This is a genomic window from Embleya sp. NPDC008237 (assembly GCF_042956465.1).
GTDB lineage: Bacteria > Actinomycetota > Actinomycetes > Streptomycetales > Streptomycetaceae > Embleya.
The window spans coordinates 158,076-176,822 of record NZ_JBIBGL010000009.1 but is presented as its reverse complement, the minus strand read 5'-3'; the positions used below and the strand labels follow the sequence as shown (position 1 = coordinate 176,822).

16 protein-coding genes are annotated in these 18,747 nt (G+C 72.7%); 7 read left to right on the top strand and 9 right to left on the bottom strand.

Features of this window, described 5'->3' with window-relative positions:
- Window positions 1–175 precede the first annotated feature (175 nt).
- The 3 genes from ACFZBU_RS23995 to ACFZBU_RS23985 form a co-directional block, all read right to left on the bottom strand.
- Entirely contained in the window at window positions 176–760 is a 585-nt protein-coding gene (locus ACFZBU_RS23995) for a TMEM165/GDT1 family protein (protein WP_391585664.1), read from the bottom strand.
- Between the two features lie 261 nt (window positions 761–1,021).
- Window positions 1,022–1,570 (bottom strand): TetR/AcrR family transcriptional regulator, encoded by a 549-nt coding sequence (locus tag ACFZBU_RS23990; protein ID WP_391585663.1) that lies wholly within the window; start codon window positions 1,568–1,570, stop codon window positions 1,022–1,024.
- Window positions 1,567–1,887, bottom strand: coding sequence for a multidrug efflux SMR transporter (locus ACFZBU_RS23985; RefSeq protein WP_360311037.1), 321 nt, complete (start codon window positions 1,885–1,887; stop codon window positions 1,567–1,569). Before ACFZBU_RS23985 ends, ACFZBU_RS23990 begins: the two co-directional genes overlap by 4 nt.
- 178 nt (window positions 1,888–2,065) lie before the next feature.
- On the opposite strand from ACFZBU_RS23985, the gene ACFZBU_RS23980 reads away from it, so the two are divergent.
- The gene (locus tag ACFZBU_RS23980; protein WP_391585662.1) at window positions 2,066–2,695 is read left to right on the top strand and encodes a uridine kinase; all 630 of its coding nucleotides are present in this window, start codon (window positions 2,066–2,068) and stop codon (window positions 2,693–2,695) included.
- A gap of 42 nt (window positions 2,696–2,737) precedes the next feature.
- On the opposite strand, the gene ACFZBU_RS23975 is transcribed toward ACFZBU_RS23980, so the two are convergent.
- From ACFZBU_RS23975 to ACFZBU_RS23965, 3 genes are all read right to left on the bottom strand, one after another.
- Window positions 2,738–3,289, bottom strand: a complete 552-nt coding sequence (locus ACFZBU_RS23975) for a DinB family protein (protein WP_391585661.1) — start codon at window positions 3,287–3,289, stop codon at window positions 2,738–2,740.
- A gap of 235 nt (window positions 3,290–3,524) precedes the next feature.
- Complete coding sequence (locus ACFZBU_RS23970) at window positions 3,525–5,651, bottom strand: hypothetical protein (RefSeq protein WP_391585660.1); 2,127 nt, start codon at window positions 5,649–5,651, stop codon at window positions 3,525–3,527.
- A gap of 3 nt (window positions 5,652–5,654) precedes the next feature.
- Complete coding sequence (locus ACFZBU_RS23965; protein ID WP_391585659.1) at window positions 5,655–6,050, bottom strand: WXG100 family type VII secretion target; 396 nt, start codon at window positions 6,048–6,050, stop codon at window positions 5,655–5,657.
- A gap of 303 nt (window positions 6,051–6,353) precedes the next feature.
- Between ACFZBU_RS23965 and ACFZBU_RS23960 the strand changes: the two genes are divergently transcribed.
- Window positions 6,354–7,079, top strand: a complete 726-nt coding sequence (locus ACFZBU_RS23960) for a flavodoxin family protein (protein ID WP_391585658.1) — start codon at window positions 6,354–6,356, stop codon at window positions 7,077–7,079.
- A 26-nt stretch (window positions 7,080–7,105) separates the two neighbouring features.
- On the opposite strand, the gene ACFZBU_RS23955 is transcribed toward ACFZBU_RS23960, so the two are convergent.
- The gene (locus ACFZBU_RS23955; RefSeq protein ID WP_391585657.1) at window positions 7,106–7,726 is read right to left on the bottom strand and encodes a histone deacetylase; all 621 of its coding nucleotides are present in this window, start codon (window positions 7,724–7,726) and stop codon (window positions 7,106–7,108) included.
- Window positions 7,727–8,000: 274 nt separating this feature from the next.
- On the opposite strand from ACFZBU_RS23955, the gene ACFZBU_RS23950 reads away from it, so the two are divergent.
- On the top strand, window positions 8,001–8,372 hold the full coding sequence (locus tag ACFZBU_RS23950; RefSeq protein WP_391585656.1) for a hypothetical protein: 372 nt from the start codon (window positions 8,001–8,003) through the stop codon (window positions 8,370–8,372).
- A 130-nt stretch (window positions 8,373–8,502) separates the two neighbouring features.
- Here ACFZBU_RS23950 and ACFZBU_RS23945 read toward each other — a convergent pair whose 3' ends face one another.
- Complete coding sequence (locus ACFZBU_RS23945) at window positions 8,503–10,308, bottom strand: glycosyl transferase (protein ID WP_391585655.1); 1,806 nt, start codon at window positions 10,306–10,308, stop codon at window positions 8,503–8,505.
- A 314-nt stretch (window positions 10,309–10,622) separates the two neighbouring features.
- On the opposite strand from ACFZBU_RS23945, the gene ACFZBU_RS23940 reads away from it, so the two are divergent.
- The 3 genes from ACFZBU_RS23940 (at window position 10,623) to ACFZBU_RS23930 (ending at window position 16,001) form a co-directional block, all read left to right on the top strand.
- Window positions 10,623–11,201 carry a GNAT family N-acetyltransferase gene (locus ACFZBU_RS23940; protein ID WP_391585654.1) on the top strand — a complete coding sequence of 193 codons (579 nt, stop codon included), beginning with the start codon at window positions 10,623–10,625 and terminating at the stop codon, window positions 11,199–11,201.
- Between the two features lie 79 nt (window positions 11,202–11,280).
- Window positions 11,281–14,244, top strand: a complete 2,964-nt coding sequence (locus tag ACFZBU_RS23935) for a helix-turn-helix transcriptional regulator (protein ID WP_391585653.1) — start codon at window positions 11,281–11,283, stop codon at window positions 14,242–14,244.
- 146 nt (window positions 14,245–14,390) lie between these two features.
- A complete protein-coding gene (locus tag ACFZBU_RS23930; RefSeq protein ID WP_391585652.1) occupies window positions 14,391–16,001 on the top strand; it encodes an ATP-binding cassette domain-containing protein in 1,611 nt (536 codons plus the stop codon).
- 37 nt (window positions 16,002–16,038) lie between these two features.
- Here the strand turns inward: ACFZBU_RS23930 and ACFZBU_RS23925 are convergent, their stop codons facing one another.
- Entirely contained in the window at window positions 16,039–17,436 is a 1,398-nt protein-coding gene (locus ACFZBU_RS23925; protein WP_391585651.1) for an aminotransferase class V-fold PLP-dependent enzyme, read from the bottom strand.
- Window positions 17,437–17,701: 265 nt separating this feature from the next.
- Here ACFZBU_RS23925 and ACFZBU_RS23920 point away from each other — a divergent pair, with 265 nt between their 5' ends.
- Window positions 17,702–18,724 (top strand): ABC transporter substrate-binding protein, encoded by a 1,023-nt coding sequence (locus ACFZBU_RS23920; RefSeq protein WP_391585650.1) that lies wholly within the window; start codon window positions 17,702–17,704, stop codon window positions 18,722–18,724.
- Window positions 18,725–18,747 lie beyond the last annotated feature (23 nt).

Sequence of the window (18,747 nt, the reverse complement as noted above, 5' to 3'; positions counted from 1 at the left end):
CACGGCGGAAAACCGCCCTTGCGGCTCCCGCCTCCGCGACGCCCGTCCCCGCGACGCCCGCGGCTCCGGCACTCGCCGGGCACCGGCCGAGCATCCGACGAGCACCGGACGAGCACCGGACGAGCACCGGACGAGCAGCCGGCGGGCATCCGCCGCCCGGGCCGCCCGGGTCAGGTCAGCCCGTGAACACCTCGACCACCGACCAGATCGCCAGCCCGAGCATGCACACGCCGCCGATCCGCTGCACCGTCCGGAGGGGGACCCGCTTGGCGATGAATCGCCCCGCCAGCAGGGCCAGTGCGGAGACCGACATCAGCGCCGCGGCCGAGCCGATCGCGGTGGACCAGGTGCCGTTGGTGGCCGCCAGGTTGGCGGTGGTGATCTGGGTCAGATCGCCCCATTCGCTGATGAACACGGCCGTGAACGCGGTCGAGAAGACCGGCCAAAAACCGGTCACGGTCTTGCCCGCGGTGTCCTCGTCGTCGTCGCCGGCCCCGCCGCGCAGCAGCATGAAGGCGCCGAAGCCGAACAGCGCGGCGGAGACGAGTTCGACGATCCAGCCGGGGAGCAGGCCCAGCAGTCCGCCCGCGCCGACGGCGATGGCGACGTGCACGACGAACGCGGTCGAGGTGCCGAACCAGACGAACAGCGGCCGCATGCGGGTGCCCATGGCCAGCGATGCGAACATCGTCTTGTCCGGGAGTTCGGCGAGGAAGATGAGCCCGAAGGCGGTCAGGATCGCCAGAGGGTCGAGGTGCATCCGGGTGGCTTTCTGCGAGAGCCGGGCCTCCGGGTCTTCACGAAGGCGCCGCTCGGCGACCGGAGGACCACTCGGCCCGGCACGACGGGTGCACCCGCGAAGAACGCGGATGCGTCGATACCTGGCCGAAGGTCTCGCCCGCCCGCATCGAGCACGGGCCCGGCCACCGGGAGTCCGAGGACTCCAGCATGTCGACGACCGGTTCGCGGGGCTACTCCCCTTCGCTGTCGCCGACCCTACCGCACCGCGCCCCCCGCCCGGCTACGGCGCGGCCGCCCCCAGGACCCTGTCCAGCGACCAGCGCAGCTGCTCCTCGTCCAGGGCCGTGTCCAGCGTGAGCACCTGCAACATCGTGCCGTCCAGGACCGCCAGCGCCGCTGCCGCCGCCCGCCGCCCGACCCGGCCGGCGAGGAAGTCGCCGACCCCCTCGACCCACGCCACCGCGAAACCGCGCAGTTGCGGGCTGCGGGCCGCCGCCAGGTACAACTCGTACTCGACCAGCGCGCGCGAACGGTCCGCGAGGTATTCGGCGGTGAGCGCCGTGAGCACCCCCGGCAGGTCCTCGGCGTCGTGGGCCCGCCGCACCCACTCCTCCAGCAGCGCCACCGTCTCCGCCGACGCGTGCGCGAGCGCCGCGCCGACCAGGTCGTCGAGCGTCGCGAAGTAGTACGTGGTCGCCCCCAGCGGGACGCCGGCCCGGGACGCGACCAGGCGATGCGTCGTGTTGCCCACGCCCACCTCGGCGATCACCTCGCACGCACCACGCAGGATCCGCAGCCGCCGCCCCTCGGGATCGCGGGTCCCGCTCAATGCGCACCGCCCAGGTTCAGCACCACCACGCCGGCGATCACCAGCGCCATCCCGAACGCCTTGAGCAGCGTCACCGGCTCGTTCAGGAAGACCGCCCCCACCAGCGCGATCGCCACGGTCCCGAGCCCGGACCAGATCGCGTACGCCGTGCCCACCTGCAACTGTCGCAACGACAGCGTCAACAGGTAGAAGGCCCCCGCATATCCGGCCAGACACGTCACGGTCGGCCACAGTCGGGTGAACCCGTCGGTGCTCTTGAGCAGGCTGGTCGCGATCACCTCGCACGAGATCGCCAGCCCCAGGAACAGCCAGGCCACAGGCCTCTCCCTCCGAGTGGTGAAGACGTAGTGGTACAGATGTACAAGTACAAATGTACTGGTGCAGGATTCGGAGGTGTCCAGGGCGGTGTGGTCGGCGGCCGGACGACGACGTGCGCCCGGTGTCGCGGCCCGCCGCGCGGGGCGTTCGGGAAGGCTCGGTGGGTAGGCTGCGTCGGTGTCCATCGAACGGCCGGATCCGCCCTGGGACGCGACGGCCGCTCGACTCGCCGCGCGTGCCGTCGTGCTGCCGCCGTCGGTCGGCGGCACCCGGCTGGTGGCGGTGGACGGCATCGGTGGCTCGGGCAAGACCACGCTCGCCGATGCGCTCGCCGTACGGCTCGGGGGTGCGCCCGTGGTGCGTCTGGACGACTTCGCCCGACCCGGGGACTTCTTCGGCTGGTTGCCGCGACTGCGCGCTCAACTGCTCGAACCGCTCGCCCGGGGGCAGGCGACCCGCTGCGAGACCTACGACTGGGCCGGCTATCGGGTCAGCGGCTGGAGCGAGGTGCCGGCCGCGCCGGTGTTGATCCTGGAGGGGGTCGGCGCGGCTCGGCGCGAACTCGGCGCGGTGACCGCGCTGCGGATCCGGGTGGACACGCCCGCCGAACTCGCCGCCGCCCGCACCCTGGACCGGGACGGCCCCCAGGTGGCCTGGTTCTGGCGGTTGTGGCGCACCGCCGAGGCCGCGCACCTGGCCGAAGACCGCCCCTGGACCCGCCCGCACCTGCGCGTCGACGGGACCGACGGGCGATGTGGCGCCGGCGCGGGGCGGCGTGCGCTTGCGGGCAGCGGCGGTCGGCCGTAGGGCCGCTGTTCCGGCCCTGGGCCGCCTCTCGTCAGGAAGTGCTCACATGCCGGCGGCGCCGTCGAGGCGTTCGCGCAGGAGGTCGGCGTGGCCGTTGTGGCGGGCGTACTCGGCGATCAGTTGGACCAGGACCCAGCGCAACGAGAACGGTTTGCCGGTGGACTTGCGGATCCCCGTGTCGTCCAGGGACGTCGCGGCGGCGACGATCTCCCGGGAGCGGTCGCACTCCGCATGCCAGCGGGCGAACGCCTCGGCCGGGTCGCCGTCCAGCCGCTCGAAGTCCTGGTCGGGGTCGTCGTCGGTGTAGTAGAGCATCGGGACGTCGTCGCCCGCGAACTGGATGTGGAACCACCAGCGTTCGACGCCGGCCAAGTGCCGCACCATGCCGTGCAACGACAGGCCGGACGGCGAGACGGCCCGCTCGGACAGCTGCTCCGCCGACAGGCCGGCGCACTTGAGCTCGAAGGTCGCCCGGTGCCAGTCCAGGAAGCCGGTCAGGATCTCGCGCTCGTCGCCCAGCTCGGAGGGGGAGGTTCGGGAGTCGTCGCTCCAACGCGGGGCGTAGTGCAGCGGCACGGCGGTCGGCTCGGTCATGATCCACCTTCCGGTTCGGAAAGGCCCGAGTCTTTCAGACGCCCCGGCCCGATCTCCCGCCGCCGGCGCGACCCGGGGCACGGCCTCGGCCCCGGACACGATCGCGGCCCGGGACACGGCCTCGGCCAGGGACCCCGCCCCGGCCGGCGGACCCCGCCCCCGGACCGCACCCGCCGCGCCCGTCCCGCGCGGGCTCACACCCGACGCGGGGCGGGCGGGTGCACCCGAGTCCCGCCTACTTGCGCCCGAGGCGGCGCGGCGCGACGTCCATCGCGTTGGACCGACGGTCCTCGGCGAGATCGGCGATCTCCTCGGGGCTCGCGTTGTTCGCCCGCGCGTACTCCTCGGCCATCGCCGTCGAACTCGACCAGCCGCTCCAGTAGTTCTCGGTGCGACCGAGGCCCGAACCGTGTTCGAGTGCCGCGGTGTCCGCGGCCAGCGCGTGCGCGACGTACCAGTCCATCATCCGGCCGGCGGGGACGCCGACGTGCGGGACGTAGCCGAGGATCTGCGCACTCGTGAGGTACTGGAACTTGCGGTTCCAGGTCGCCTCGGTGACCCCCGCCTCGCGCGCCGCGACGATCGACTCGTCGCGCAGGCCGTCCATGGTCCCGAGCGCGTTGAATGCCTGCCGGGCCTCGACGTCCATGGCCGGCAACGCTCCCGGCGCCTTGACCACCGGATGCCGGTCCAGCACGTCGGCCGCGTGGTTGACGGTTGCGCCGTGCATGACCGCGAAGGCCTCGGGGTCGGTGCCGGCCGCGGTGATCACCCGCATCAGGTCCTGGTCGTGGAACATCGAACCGTTTCGACCGTCCTTGGCCACGAGTTGGTCGTACACGCCGTCGCCCATGTACGACGCGACCATGTTGCCCACGCTGTCGCGCATGATCGCCGGGAACCTGCCCTGTTTCCCGTCCTCGCCGCCGAGCACGGAGACGGTGTCGCGCATGATCTGCTTCATCGTCTCGTCGTGCACGGGGTGGGCCCCGCCGGGCAGGCCGTAGCCGCCGGTGGGCACCTCGCCGGTGGCCGCTGCCTCCAACGCGCGCCCTAACCGGTCGTAGCCGGGCGGGTTGTGGCCCTCGGGAATCGGCCCGGCGCCGGCCCAGTCCATCAGCCAGTGCCGGTCCTTGAGCATGTAGGCGACCTCACCCGGATGCTCGGCCGGATCGAAGAACTCCTTCGCGGCCTCCGGGTTGTTGCCGAACGCGGCCATCAGCCCGGTCATCGGGTCGAGCCCCGCGCCGTGCCCGTCGGTGATGTCGAGCCGGAATCCGTTGTATATCGCGCCCGACGGGGTGTTCCCGAGCCACACCGCGGGATCCTCCCGCTCCATGGCACGCATGTCCTGGCCGACCTGGCGCAGGAAATCGGTGTCCTGACGACCGGTGTCCAGCAGCGTGCCCAGGAGTTGGTAGCCGTAGGGCCGAAACGAATACAGCCCGATGTCGGTCTTCTCCCGGCCCGCCCGCTTGAGTTCGTCGATCCAACTCGGATCGACGTGCGGCCCGGGCCCCTTGCCGGTCCCGGCGGCCAACACCCGGCCCAGATCGGCCTGGATGGCCTGGAGATCCTCCTGCTGATCCTTGGGCACGTCGCTGCCCGCGCCCAGCTTGGCGATCATGCCCGCCAGCCACAGGGTGCCGCGCGGACCCTGCCGGTTCAGGAACGGCGTGGCGAACGCCGGGTCGTCGGCATCGGCGGCGAGCAGATTGCGCAATTCGCCGCGCTCGGCCGGACTGAGCATGATCAGTCGGTCGGCCAGATCGGTCGCCCGGCGAGCGTCCTGGACCGGACCGGCGCCGACCGCGTTCCCGTTGAACTTCTTCGGATCCGCGCCGCGGGTGTCCGCGTTCAAGGCGAACGCGGCACGCCGGTCGGCGGCGGTGGCCTCGGTCAGCGCCTTGGCGATCCGGTCCGCGATGTCCTGCGCCGCCTCCTTGAGCGGTTTGGTCACCGCCTCGTAGTCGTCCGGCGGCAGATTGCGGGCGTACGGCGGCGCCGTCCAGTGCACGCCGCCGCTGTCGTCCACGGTCAGCTTCCGGTCGACCGCGTCGGCGATCGCCTCGGTCAGGTGCTCCTTGGCGGTCCGGAGGTCGCTCGCGGCGTCGAGCAGCACGGTGCGCAGCGCCGCCGCCTCGGTGTGCGCGTCCTCGATCTGTCCCGACATGGTGCGCAGTTCGTCGATCCCGTGGTTCGCCTCGGCGCCCTTCCAGGCGCCGTTCGCGAGCGGGGAGACCACGTCCCGGTCCACGTCGCCGTGTTGGGTGTGCATGCGGTCGGGCAGCGTCGCCCACACCTCGGCGGCGGTGGTCAGCGTGCCCAGGTCGACATCGCGCAGGTGGATGAAGTCGACCACGGGTCAGCCTCCGAACGTCGTGCAGACGGTCTTCTCGGTGCTGCGCCAGTTGCTCGCCGTGCCGTTCAGATTGCCCGCCCGGCCGGCGAGCGTGTCGGCCACCGCGATGGTGCGGTCGTGCCAGGCGGTGTGCGCGCCGTCCAGCGCCTTGGCCAGGTCGAAGCCGGCCAGCGCCTTGGACACCGGTTCGAGCGCGGTGACGCCCTTGAGGCCGGTACTGCGGAAGTCGCCCGCGATCTCCCGCAGTCGGCCGGCGGCGGAGTCGAGCGTGCCGGGCTCGACGTGCACGTCCGGTGCCTGCGGCGCACAACCCGGGCGCGGATCGGGCGTGTTCGTCGCGGCGTATGTACTCGACCGGGGCATCCCCGGATTGATTATCGAGTCGAAGTCGGTCGTCATGGTGTAACCCCCGAGTCACCAGCGATACGCGTCATACACCTGTGGTATCCGGCCATCCAAGACCACCGGGCCCGACCTGATCAACCAACCCGCGGACATCCGGACGGAAGATGCCGGATCGGGATCTCGACGACGGGCGCTCCGCGAACGGACGCCGGGCGCGCGGGTGCTGCGGTCGGATGCCGGCCCGTGCGGGTGACCCGTCCCCGTCGGCGCGAGGCTCGGGCGGATGTACCGGCGATCACGCCACGCGCGCGAGACGCTGTCGTGATCGCCCATCGACGGACACCCCGGGAGCCTCGGATGACCGACAACGGACCACCGCCCGCCCACTACGACGACCTGCGAGCCCTGTTCGTCAACTGCACGCTCAAGCGCTCACCCGCGGTCAGCAATACCCAGGGACTCGTGGACCTCAGCCGCGGCATCATGACCCGACACGGGGTCACGGTCGACGAATTCCGCGCGGTCGACCACGAGATCGCCACCGGCGTGTGGCCGGACATGAGCGACCGGGGTTGGCCCGGCGACGAGTGGCCCGCGCTGTACGAGCGGGTGTCGGCCGCGGACATCCTGGTGTTGGCCGGGCCGATCTGGCTGGGCGACAACAGTTCGGTGCTCAAGCGGGTGGTGGAGCGGCTGTACGCGTGCTCGGGTCTGCTCAACGACGCGGGGCAGTACGCCTACTACGGGCGGGTCGGCGGTTGCCTGATCACCGGCAACGAGGACGGCGTCAAGCACTGCGCGATGAACGTGCTGTACAGCCTCCAGCACCTGGGCTACGTCATCCCGCCGCAGGCGGACGCCGGCTGGATCGGCGAGGTCGGGCCCGGGGCGTCCTATCTGGACCCGGGTTCGGGTGGCCCGGAGAACGACTTCACCAACCGCAACACGACGTTCATGACCTGGAATCTGATGCACCTGGCCCGCATGCTCAAGGATGCGGGCGGGATGCCGGCGCATGGCAACCAGCGCGCGGGCTGGGATGCGGGGTGTCGGTACGACTTCGAGAACCCGGACTATCGGTAGCCACCCCCTCGGCCGGGCCGCCGGTGCTACGGCGGTGGCAGCGCGGCGATCGCCTCGGGGGTCCAGGTGCCGGCCGCGCCCGGGCAACCGGCCAGGTAGCGGGCCGCGCGGAGCGCCGACCAGCCGTGGGCCTCGGCGAGGCCGGCCCTCAGGTGCCGCAGGTAGGCGGCGGCCGGCGCGTTCCACGGCGCGTCGGCGCTGCGCCACGGGGCGGTCAGGGTCAGGATCGCGTGCCCGTCGACGGTGCCCACCTGCACGACCGTCTCGTAGCGGCCCGGGCCCAGCGTGGCCCGTCCGATGGTCGCCAACGTACTCAGGTCCGGATCGGTGCCGGGCGGGCGGTACATCTCCTGCGCGGCCAGGTCGACGAACTGCGACCTGGTCAGCAGATAGGCCCGGGCGGGGGTGCGGCCCGGATCCAGCGGGTCGTACAGGGCGAGGCCGCCGGTCCAGTTCTTGGATTCGAAGGCGAAGTACATCCGGCCCGGCAGCACCACCGGGCGCGTGGCGCGCGGCGCGGAGGGGTCCCGGCAGCCGGGATACGTGCGCACGCCGCCGGGCGGTCGGCCGCCGCGCAGGTAACAGTCCAGGCGGGCGGCGTGCATGTTGGACCCGTACGCGGCATACCAGACCAGGTCGCGACCCACCCGACGCAGCCTAACGCTGCGCCCGGCGGGTCGGCTCGCCCCCGGGTGCGTCGTGTCGTGCGCCGAACGGGCGGCGCGGGCGGGTCCGGGCGGGGCCGAGGGCGTGAACGCGCGGATGGGCGGCGCGATTCCGGGCAACCATGAGGACGCGCCGAGTCCGGCCGGTCGCCGGGTCGACCCGAGGTCGGCCGGGGCCGGAACCGAAGTCCCGTGCGCGCCGGGCCACGGCCGATCGCGCCGTCGCCGGCGTGCAGGCACCGCGAAGGAGCCCAGGATGCCCGATCCGCTGCCGCCGCCCGCCGTCGACCACGCCGTCGCGGACGTTCTCGATGCCCACGACGTCCCGCTGGAGGCGACCGTTCGGGTGGACCCGTACCCCGACATGGCGGTGGGCGACCTGCTGACCCTGTCCTGGCGCGGCCCGGACACCGCGGCCTTCACCGTCTGCGTGCCGATCACGGGACACGCGGTCGGCCGACCGGTCCTGTTCAAGGTGCCCGCCGCCGAGATCCTCCCGCACGCGGGCGGCGAGGTGACGTTGAGCTACCGCCTGGAGCGTCCCGGTGGCGAGGTCGCCGGCGACTCGGCCGCACGGGTGCTCAGGATCGAACTGGACGAGGTGGCGGCCACGACCGAGGCCGGCTGACGACCCCGGCGCGAGTCGCCCCTGAGTGCAATCGGTCTCGCCGGCGGCGGACCGACGGAGCAACCGAGAAGCCGAGCCGACGCGGAGCCGGGCCACCGAGCGCCGGCACGGCCGGCACCGAGCAGCCGCCCTACCCCACCCCCGCACCGTCCGGGTGCCGCACGTCCCACACCTGTACGTCGTCCACCTGCCGACCCGGCCCCAGCAGGGCCGTCAGCGTCGCCGCGAGTTCGGCCCGGTGGCGGTGTTCGGGCAGGACCACCACGTCGGCATGCCAGCGGACCAGGTCCGCACGGGCCTCGCGGCGCTGGGTCTCGGTGATCTCCGGGACCACGCCGTCGGCGGCGACCCGGCCCAGCAGCGACGAGGTCGGGCTGTACTCCGCTCCGTAGACGCCCACCCGATCGGGACCCCACGGCCCGACGAAGTAGCCCTCCGCGAGCGGGAAGCCCAGATCGGTCGCGCTCTGCCAGTGCAGCGCGGTGGCGTCGCCGACGTTGGGCAGCGGCACCACCACGACGGATCCGTCGTCCACGTACGACCGCCACCCTCCGTCCGCGAAGAACGTCGGCACCGGCCGCCGGTCCCGGACGTCCAGCGGCGTGGGCGCGATCGGCAGCAGCGCCATGGTCAGCACCGCGGCCCAGATCAGCCGAACCGGGAGTTCGCGGCCCTCGGGGGCGGTCCGGGCCGAGTCGAGGACCCGGTCGGTGGCCAGCGCCAGCAGCACCGCGACGGCCGGGACGCAGACCAGCGTGAAGCGCGATTCCAGGATCGACTCGAACAGGGGCAGGTCGTTCAGCAACCGCCACGGACCCGGCAGGCCGGTGTCGTCGTGGTCGACCACGATGTCCAGACCCAGCGACAGCAGCGCCCCCACCGCCGCGGTGATCGCCGCGGCGCGGGCGACGGCCAGTCGGCGCAGCCAGACCACCAGGAAGACGGTGAGGATCACCAGCGGCCAGCCGAAGAACGCGTTCTCCTCGGTGCTCCCCTCGGACAGCGCCGCCGCGCCGGCCCGGTCGCCGCCGAGCGAGTCGCTCGCGTACGCGGTGAACGCGGCCAGATCGTTGCCCGACTCGTGTTCGAGCGTGGAGTAGTGCTGTGGTCCGAAGAACTGCACCCACAGCGGGTACGCGACCAGCGTCAACGACACCGCGGCGCCGATCAGCAGCCCGGTACCCAACGGCCGCGCCGCCGCCCGTGCCGCGTCCGGCGAGCCGATCGCGAACACGACCCCGAACACCACCAGGCCGACCGCGGCGAACAGCAGCGGCTCCTCGCCGACGAAGATCTGGAAGGTGATCAGCAGCCCGAGCACGACCCCGTTGCGGACCGGCCGCTCGCCCTGCCACAGCCGGATCAGCATCTCGATGATCGGCGGGATCACGAACAGCACCACGAAGTTCGGATGCGCGTTGGCGTGCGAGACGATCGGCGGCGCGAAGCCGCACAGCGCGCCGCCCAGGACCGCGGCCGGCGTGCCGCGCACCACCCGACGGGCCAGCAGCCGGTACCACGCGAAGGCGCTGCCGGCCAGGCCGCCGGTGAGCACCAGGGCCCACGTGGTGGTGGGGCCGAAGAGCAGGGTGACCGGGGTCAGCGGGATACCGAGGCCGAGCATGGCCGTGTTGGCCATCATGTTCACGCCCAGCGGATGGTTCTGCAGGTCCGACACGAGCGGGTCGCGGAAGTTGCGGACCGCGTCGGCGGTGGCGTCGAAGAACCACTCCCACATGTTCTGGTCCTGGCCGCCGTTGACCAGATAGGCACGGTCGAGGTCGGCCCACAGGCCCTTGTACAGCCACAACGCCACGCCCAGGAACAGGGCGCCCACCCACCAGTCCACCGCGCGCCCCTCGCGCAGCCCGCGGATGGAGAGCCCGCGCACGAGAAGTCGGGGATCGGTGCGTTGCCGGGCCTCGGCGACGGGCATGGGTGTTGGGTCCTTCCGGGGGCTGCTGCCCGCCACGGGCGTGCGCGCGACCCCGGTCCGGTGCCCGTACGGGCGAACGCACTGCGGCACCCGGTCGGCGAGGCGCATCCCGACCGAGGGGGCGATCCCCGCGGCGCGTACCGGGACCGAAGCACCCGGCGGGGCGCGCTACGGCGGTTGATCGCCGGCCATGCTACGAGGACCGGCCGGCCGGCCGCACGGCGGGGTTGCCCGGAGCGGACCGCGCCGGGCGCCGGGTCGGGGTGCGGAGAAATTCGCCGGCCCGAGCGGGCGCGGTCCGTGAGGATGGCCGGATGTCGATATTCCTGGAGACCTCGCGGCTGGAACTGCGCCCGTTCACCGCGGACGATCTGCCGCACCTGGTCGAGCTGTATCGCGATCCGGAGGTGATGCGCTACATCACCGGCGGCCTGCCGGCTTCGCCCGAGTTCGTGCGTGACCGGGTCCTGCCGATGCTCATGCGTGGGTATCCGGCCTGGGGCAACCGCGGCTTCTGGGCCGCCCGGGAGCGGGCCGGCGGCCGATTCGTCGGCTGGTTCGAATTGCGGCCGGTCGCCGAGGACACCGCGGACGTGGTCGAGCTCGGCTACCGGTTGCGTCGCGCCGCGTGGGGCCTCGGTTACGCCACCGAGGGCTCGCGGGCGCTGCTGGACAAGGGCTTCGCCGAACTCGGCCTGCGGGAGGTGACCGCCAACACGATGACGGTGAACACCCGCTCGCGGCGGGTGCTGGAGAAGGCGGGCCTGACCCTGCTGCGCACCTACTTCGGTGACTGGCCCGAGCCGATCGAGGGCTCCGAGCTGGGCGAGGTCGAGTACTCCCTCACCCGAGGCGACTGGACCCCGTCCACGATCGCGCCCGCGGCCGAATGAGCCCGCGCATCCCGGCCCGCGGGCCGGCCCACCCACCCGCTCTGTCGGCCGCCTCGGGCCGCATGGGAGGCTGCGCCGCGTGACTGTTCTCGGCGGTGTGCCACTCTTTGTCGGACGCGAGCCCGAGATGGGGCGACTTGTCGAGGCGCTTGGCGAGGCCGATCGAGGCGAGCCCCGGATCGTGCTGACCACCGGGGAGGCCGGAGTCGGCAAGACCCGGTTGCTCGAGGAGTTCCTGACCCAGGCGGTCGGGCGCCCCGAGCAGACCTCGGTCGCGGTCGGCGCGTGTCTGGAACTGGGCGCCGAGGGGCTGCCCTTCGCGCCGTTCTCGGCGATCCTGCGCACCCTCGCGGACGCGCTCGGCGACGACTTCGAGGCCGCGGTCGGCGACCGGCGCCGCGAACTGGCCTGGATCTCGCCGACCCTGGCCGCCGAACCCGGGCACGGCCCGGCGCCCGAGCGGGCCCGGCTGTACGAGTCGGCGCTGCGCCTGCTGGAGCGGATCGGCGAGGACCGTACGCTGATCGTCGCCTTCGAGGACCTGCACTGGGCCGACTCGGCCACCCGCGAACTGCTCGCGTTCCTGGTCCGCTCGCTGCGCCGGGGCCGGATCCTGCTGGTCGGCACGCTGCGCGCGGACGCGATGGACCGCAGTCACCCGATGCGCCGATTGGTCGCCGAACTGGAGCGGATCCGCACGGTGACCCGGCTCGAACTCGGCCGCCTCACCATGCCCCAGGTCGAGGAACACCTGACCGCCCTGCTCGGCGGCACCCCCTCGCGCGCCCTCACCCAGCAGGTGTACGAGCGCTCCGAGGGCAACGCGTTCTTCGTCGAGGAACTCGCCGCCGGGGTCCGGGACGGCCGGCTCGCCGGTCTCTCCGACACGCTGCGCGACCTCCTGCTGATCCGGATCGAGCAACTGCCCGAGCAGGCCCGCCGGGTGGTGCGGTTGGCCGCCGTGGGCGGCATCGGCGTCGAGCATCGGCTGCTCGCCGAGGTGGCCGGCCTCGATCCGGACACCCTGGAGACGGCCCTGCGTGCGGCGGTCTCCGGGCACGTCCTGGTGGCCGAGGCGGAGGGCGAGGGCTACTCGTTCCGGCACGCGCTGGTGCGCGAGGCCGCCCTGGGCGACCTGCTTCCGGGTGAACGCACCCGGATGTACGCGGCGTTCGCCCAGGCCTTGGACGCGCTGATCGAGCGCGGCGAGCTGCCGGCGCGCCGCGACCACGTGGACCGCCGGGCCCGCTACTGGATCGCCGCCGGCCGCCCGGCCCTGGCGCTGCCCGCGAGCGTGACCGCCGCGGCCGCCGCCGCCGACCGCTACGCATTCGGCGAGGCCTGGGCGCTGTACGAGAGCGCGATCACCATGTGGGACCAGGTTCCCGATCCGGAGCGGCTGACCGGCACGACCCTGGCACAGGTGCTGGACGGCGCCATCGTCGCGGCCCGCTACGACAACTCCGGTGATCGCGAACTGGCTTTGCTGCGCCAGGCGTTGGGTCTGGTCGAGGAGGACCGGGAGCCGGTCCGGGCGGCCGCGCTGTGGACCCAGCGGGCGAAGACACTGAGCCGGTTGGGCCGAGGCCCCGGAATGGTCGAACTGGAGCACGCCCAGCGGCTGTTGCAGGACCGACCGGAATCGATCGAGTACGCGGGTGTGGTGATCCGGATCGCCCGCGCGCACTTCCTGGAGGGCGGCGCCGACGAGGCGATCCGGATCGCCCGGCAGGTTCTGGAGATCGCCCGGCGCCTCGGCGACCAGGACATGATCGCCAGTACCCTCCAGACGTTGTCCTGGTTCCTCACCGGGAGCGGTGAACTCGACGAGTCGCAGGCGCTGTCGCACGGCCTGGAGGCGGTCCGCGTCGCCGAGGCCGCGCGGGGCGGCAAGCCGGACACGCTCGTGTACGTGCTCGGCAACTGGGCCTCGGTGCTGGAAGGGGTCGGCCGACACGAGGAGTCGGTCGAGGCGGCCCGCCGGGCGCTGGACCTGTCCCGGGATCGCGGCGTGATCCGCAACACGGGCGCGTTCGTCCTGGGCAACCTCGCGGAGAGCCTGTTCTCCCTCGGCCGCTGGGACGACGTGGCCAAGACGGTGGACGAGATCCGCGAGCACGACGCCGACGGCTGCGCCACCGGACACGCCGAACGGGTGCTGGCCATGGCCCACCTGGTCCGCGGCAACGTGTCCGAGGCGGCCGGCCACCTGACCCACGCGCACGAGAGTGCCCGCGGGATGTACCAGGAGGCGCAACACCGGATCCCGCAGTCCGGTGCCGAGATCGCGTTGGCCCGGGCGCTGGGCCGACGCGCCGAACTGGGCGAGATTCTGGAGGCGGAGCTGCGGGCCGGCTTCGGGGTCGGCAACCAGCGGTTCGCCTTCCCGCTGCTGATCGAGGCGGCGCGCGCGTACGCCGAGGACGAGCCGACCGCCTCCACTCGGGCCGAGCTCGGCCGGATCCGGGCGGCCGGCGCCGCGCTGGCCGTGCACTGCGAGCTGGACCGCACGCAGGCACTGACGCTGGTCGCGCACCTGGACCGGGCCGAGGGCAACGACACCGTCGCGCAGTGGCAGGAGGTGGTCGCGGCCTGGGAGGCGACCACCCAGCCGTATCCCACCGCCCAGGCCCACGCCGACCTGGGCGCCGCGCTGGTGGCCGCCGGCGATCGGGGCGCGGCCGGCGCGGCCCTGGCCCGGGCGCGCACCGCCGCCGAACAGCTGGGTACGACCCCGCTGCGCGAACAGGTCGAACTGCTGGCCCGCCGGGCCCGGATCGATCTGCCGGGCCGGCCCGGGACCGGTGCCGGACGCGCGGCGCATCAGGCCGGCGACCTGACGCCCCGCGAGCGGGAGGTGCTGCGGCTGCTGATCGAGGGACGCAGCAACCGGCAGATCGCCGAGACCCTGTTCATCAGCGTCAAGACGGCCAGCGTGCACGTGTCCAACATCCTGGCCAAGCTCGAAGTGGCCACCCGCGGCGAAGCCGCCGCCCTGGCCCACCGCATGCACCTGGTGGACGACGAACCCCCCGTCGGATAGGCCCGAGCGGGGTGCCCTCGCCGGTTCGGACGGGCTATACATGGTCCGTTCGGTAATTCGGGGGCATGCCGTCGGGGGTGGTCGTGCAGGAGCACGGAGTACGTGTCGCGGCAAGCGGGGTGAGCCGAACGGTCGGGGGACGCACCGTGCTTCGGCACGTCTCGCTGGTCGCCGAGGCCGGTGAGGTCTCGGCCGTCGCGGGGAGCAGCGGATCCGGCAAGACCACGCTCCTGGACACCCTGGCGGGGATTCGACTGCCCGGCACGGGCGAGGTGCGGCACGACGGCGGCCCACCGGACGCACGCGGTCTGGGCTATGTCCCGCAGGACGACATCCTGCACCGGGCGCTGCCGCTGGCGCACAGCCTGCGCTACGCCGCGGCGCTGCGCGAGCCGGCCGACGAGGGCGTGGACGCCGCGGTCGCACGCGCCTTGGCCGCCCTGGGCCTGACCGCGTGCGCGGACCGGCGGGTGGGCGCGCTCAGCGGCGGCGAGCGCAAACGGGCGAGCATCGCGGTGGAGTTGCTGACCCGGCCCCGGGTGTTGTTCCTGGACGAGCCGACGTCCGGCCTGGATCCGGCCGCCGCGGCGGAACTGATGACCGTACTCCGTGAGTTGGCCCGAGCCGGCACCACCGTCGTGCTGACCACCCACGCGCCGGCCGATCTGGTGCGCTGCGACCGGGTGGTGTTCCTGGCCCCGGATGGGCGGCTCGCGTACGTGGGCGATCCGCGGGCGATGCGCGCGCACTTCGGCGTGGAGACCGAGGCCGACGTGTACGCAGCGGTGGCCGCGCGCGGTGCGAGCGCGGACGCCGAACGCGAACCGGAACTCGAACTGGAACCCGAAATCTGGGCGCTGGAACCGGAGTTGGGCCCGATCCCGGAGCCCGTCGAGACGAGCGATCAGGCCGCGCCGCAGGCCGGGCGGGCGCTGCGGCAGTGGTCCATCCTGGCCCGCCGCGACCTGGAGTTGATCACCCGAGACCGGCCGGCCGCCGCGATGCTGGTCGGCTCGCCGCTGGTGATCGTGGCGATGTTCGCGATGCTCTTTCGGCCCGGCGCGTTCGACCCGGCCGACCCGAGTCCCTCCGGCACGGCGATGATCCTGTTCTGGATCGCCTTCGGCGGGTTCTTCTTCGGGCTGACCTACGGCCTGTTGCAGATCTGCGTGGAGTTGCCGATCGTGCGCCGCGAACGGCTGACCGTGCTGCGGATCGGGCCATACGTCGCGGCCAAGTTCACCGTACTGCTGCCGATCCTGGCCTTCGCCGACGTGCTGCTGCTCGCGGTGTTGCGCGGGCTGGACCGGCTGCCCGCCGCGTCCTGGGGGGTGTACGGGTCCCTGCTGACGACGCTGCTGCTGGCATCCGCCGCGGCGCTCGCGCTCGGCCTGCTCACCTCCGCGGCGGTCACCGAGGTGAGCCAGGCCACGCTGATGTTGCCGCTCCTGTGCTTTCCCCAGGTGCTCTTCTCCGGCGCGTTCGTGCCGGTGCCTCGGATGCCGGTGATCGGACACACGCTCAGCTACGCGATGACCAACCGATGGGCGTTCGAGGCACTGGGCAGCGACCTGGACCTGCCGGGGCGCTGGGCGCACGGCCGCTCCGCGCTCGGCCCGCCGCTGCTCGCCTCCTACGGCGACAGCTTCGACCACCCGCCCGCGCTCGGCTGGGCCGTACTCGCGGGCTGCGCCGTGCTGTTCGTCGCCGCGACCTGCGCGGTGCTGGCCCGCCGATGTCCGCGCGCCGGGTCCTGAGCACATCCGCGAGCGGCCGCCCCGCGGATCGGGCGGGTCAACAGCGCAGCCGAGGGGCCAGCCCCCGGGCATCGGCGGGCCGGTCGCGGTAGGTGCGCGCGACGAAGTCGAGGAAGGCGTCCACGTCGGCGATCGTGGACGGCAGGCCGAGCGAGACCCGCACCGCGCCGCCCGAGGGCAGCCCGAGGCGGGCCAGGTAGTCGTCGAGCGTCCCGCCGGAGGCGGCCGTACGCAACACCGCGCCGCGCAGGGTGCGGCGCCCGATCGCGAACGCCGCCTCGCCCGCGCCGGGATTGCAGAAGCAGCCGGTGCGCACGCAGATCCGGGCGGCGGCGGTGTCCCGGGCGACGATCCGCTCGTCGACCACGGTGCCGGCGGCGTCCAGGATGTTCAGCGCGACCGTGCCGCCTCGGGCGTGCACCGTGTCCGGCCCGTACACCCGGATCAATGGCGCGCCACTGTGGTGGCGCAACTCGGCCAACCCGGCCAGCAGATGGGCGGTGAGCTCGGCGACCCGCTCGTGGATGGCCCGCATGCCCAGCGAATCCACCCAGGCCAGGCCGTGCGCGACATCGGGAATGGCGAGGAAGTTGAGCGTGCCGTCCTCGTAGGCGGATTCGTCGCCGGCCATGCGATGCCAGCCGCCCTGCGCGCTGACCGCCTCGATCGTGCCACCCGCGAACCACGGCCTGCGCAGTCGCGCGAGCGCGTCCCGGCGGGCGAGCAGGCAGCCCACGCCGGTCGGGTAGCCGAATACCTTGTACCAGCTCACCGCGACGAACTCCGGCTGGACCACCCGCAGATCGAGCACGTTGGTGGGTGTGTACGCGGCCGCGTCCAGGAGCACGTCGTAGCCGCGTGCCTGGGCGACGCCGATCCAGTCCAGAGGGTGTCGGACCCCGGTGAAGTTGCTTTGCGCCGGATAGGCGAACAACCCGCGGCGGCGGGCCAGCGCGGTGCGCAGCGCGTCTTCGTCCAGCCGCAGATCGGCGCCGGTCAGGCCGATGTAGTGGGTGCGAGCGCCGCGGGCACGGGCGTATTCGCGGATCCCGTTCACCGAATTGTGGTTGTCGATCGGCAACACCAGGCGGGTGCCGCGGCGGAACGGGTAGGCCTCGCCGACCAGTCGGCAGGCGCCGGTGGCGTTCGCGGTGAACACGGCCGCGTACCGGTCGGGATCGGCGTTGAAGTGGTCCAGGATCGCCCGACGGGTGTTCTCCACCAATGTCGTGGAGGCGGTCGAGGCCGGGTGCTCGGAGTGCGGATTGCCGTAGGTGGCCCCGGACAGCCGCTGTTGGTGCGCTTGTCGTTGGCGGCGTGCGGCCAGTCCCGCTCCGGTGTGGTCGAGGTAGACCAGGCCCTCGTCGTCCAGGTAGCCGTACTCCTTCCGACGGATCGCGTCGAAGTCCGGACCGAGCACGTCGGCGACCACCACCGGCACCACCTCCCCGGGTCTGCCGAGTCTTGCGCCGCACCGGCGGCGGCGTCAACGGATGCGCCGGGCGCGGTGTGGGCGGCCGGGGCCGGGGCCGCCGATGCCCGTTCTCACCCCTGATGGTTGATCCGTGGCAAGGATCCCCTAGGGTAAGGAAAGGTAAGGCTTGCCTCAGCGGATCGCCCTGCCTCAGCAGTGCGGGCCGAGCACCGCCTCGTCGCGGCGCCCGGCTCGTGTCCCCACACGCGCCAAGGAACCAGGACCCATGCCGATACCTCGCCGCCGGATCGCCGCCGTTGCCGTGACCCTGTCCGCCGCCCTGCTCACCGGGGCCTGCGGCTCGGACTCGTCCGACGGGAACAAGGGCGGCGGCAAGCCCGCCGTCGCAGCCGGCGGCAAGGAGTTCGGCAGCGCCGGCCAGGTGAGCACCGGCCTGGGCACCGACGCCGCGCCCGGTCAGTACCCGCGCACCATCCGTACCGCGATGGGCGACGTGACGCTCAAGGCGCAGCCCAAGCGGGTCGTCGTGCTGGACACCGGCGAACTGGACAACGTCGCGGCGCTGGGCGTGCAGCCGGTCGGCGTCGCCTTCACCGAGGGGTCCCAGGAACTCCCGGCGTACCTCGACGGCAAGGCGGGCAAGCCGGCCAAGGTCGGCACGACCAACAGCCTCAACCTGGAGGCGATCGAGAACCTCAAGCCGGACCTGATCCTGGGCAGCAAGCTGCGCGCGGAACAGCAGTACGCGGTGCTGAGCAAGATCGCGCCGACCGTGTTCTCGGTGCGCCCCGGCTACACCTGGAAGGAGAACTTCCTGCTCAACGCCGCGGCCCTGGACAAGACCGCCGAGGCCAAGCAGCAGCTGGACGCCTACCAGGTCCGGGCCAAGGCGCTGGGCGACAAGCTGGGCGCGAACAAGCCCACCATCTCCATGGTCCGCTTCATGCCGGGCAAGATCCGCCTGTACGCGAACAAGTCGCTGATCGGCACCGTGCTCCAGGACGTGGGCCTGCCGCGCCCGGCCAACCAGAACATCGACGACCTGGCCGTGGAGTTGTCCGAGGAGCGGATCACCGAGGCCGACGCGGACAGGATCTTCGTCGGCACCTACGGCCCGGCGGACAAGACCGCGCAGGCCCGGGTGACCGACAACCCGCTGTGGAAGAAGCTCGGCGCGGTGGAGAAGGGCAAGGCCGTCACGGTCCCCGACGAGACCTGGTACCTCGGCCTGGGCGTGGTCGCGGCCAACTCGATCCTGGGCGACCTGGAGAAGAACCTGATCGGCTGAGCCGAACCGGGCGGGTCGAGCGC

Excerpts from the sequence above, each read along its gene's own strand:
- ACFZBU_RS23920 (WP_391585650.1), top strand. The coding sequence starts at position 17,702 with ATGCCGATACCTCGCCGCCGGATCGCCGCCGTTGCCGTGACCCTGTCC.
- ACFZBU_RS23995 (WP_391585664.1), bottom strand. The coding sequence starts at position 760 with ATGCACCTCGACCCTCTGGCGATCCTGACCGCCTTCGGGCTCATCTTC.
- ACFZBU_RS23975 (WP_391585661.1), bottom strand. The coding sequence starts at position 3,289 with ATGACCGAGCCGACCGCCGTGCCGCTGCACTACGCCCCGCGTTGGAGC.
- ACFZBU_RS23950 (WP_391585656.1), top strand. The coding sequence starts at position 8,001 with ATGCCCGATCCGCTGCCGCCGCCCGCCGTCGACCACGCCGTCGCGGAC.
- ACFZBU_RS23945 (WP_391585655.1), bottom strand. The coding sequence starts at position 10,308 with ATGCCCGTCGCCGAGGCCCGGCAACGCACCGATCCCCGACTTCTCGTG.
- ACFZBU_RS23940 (WP_391585654.1), top strand. The coding sequence starts at position 10,623 with ATGTCGATATTCCTGGAGACCTCGCGGCTGGAACTGCGCCCGTTCACC.
- ACFZBU_RS23965 (WP_391585659.1), bottom strand. The coding sequence starts at position 6,050 with ATGACGACCGACTTCGACTCGATAATCAATCCGGGGATGCCCCGGTCG.
- ACFZBU_RS23960 (WP_391585658.1), top strand. The coding sequence starts at position 6,354 with ATGACCGACAACGGACCACCGCCCGCCCACTACGACGACCTGCGAGCC.